This window comes from Clostridium sp. LY3-2 (assembly GCF_024705715.1).
In the GTDB taxonomy this organism is placed as follows: Bacteria; Bacillota; Clostridia; order Clostridiales; family Clostridiaceae; genus Clostridium.
On record NZ_JAMDLQ010000076.1, the window covers coordinates 1 to 822 of the forward strand.

Sequence of the window (822 nt, forward strand, 5' to 3'; positions counted from 1 at the left end):
AATAGCTCACTAGTCGAGAGATCCTGCGCCGAAAATGTAACGGGGCTAAACTTACCACCGAAGCTACGGGTTCACACTTAGTGTGAGCGGTAGAGGAGCGTTGTAATCGGGCTGAAGTCGTACCGTAAGGAGCGGTGGACTGATTACAAGTGAGAATGTTGGCATCAGTAGCGAGATGTAGGTGAGAATCCTACAGGCCGAATACCTAAGGTTTCCACAGGAAGGTTCGTCCGCTGTGGGTTAGTCGGGACCTAAGCCGAGGCCGAAAGGCGTAGGTGATGGACAATCGGTTGATATTCCGATACCACTATTATCGTTATTATCGATGGTGTGACGGAGAAGGATAGAGCGTGCTAGCTATTGGATGCTAGTCTAAGCGTTTAGGGAGTTAGGATAGGCAAATCCGTTCTAACAATTCTGAGGCGTGATGGGGAAGGTTCTAAGGAACCGAAGTGCTTGATTCCATGCTTCCAAGAAAAGCATCTAGAGAGAGAAATAGTGCCCGTACCGCAAACCGACACAGGTAGGTGAGGAGAGAATCCTAAGGCCGGCGGAAGAATTGCAGTTAAGGAACTAGGCAAATTGACCCCGTAACTTCGGGAGAAGGGGTGCCTGCGAGAGCAGGCCGCAGAGAATAGGCCCAAGCAACTGTTTAGCAAAAACACAGGTCTCTGCTAAAGCGAAAGCTGATGTATAGGGGCTGACGCCTGCCCGGTGCTGGAAGGTTAAGGGGAACACTTAGCGCAAGCGAAGGTGTGAACTTAAGCCCCAGTAAACGGCGGCCGTAACTATAACGGTCCTAAGGTAGCGAAATTCCTTGTC

General features: G+C 50.5%; 1 rRNA gene. It reads left to right on the forward strand.

The annotated features are described in order from the left end of the window. Nucleotides 1-822: ribosomal RNA gene (locus tag M4I33_RS16830) — 23S ribosomal RNA — on the forward strand; the annotation flags it as partial.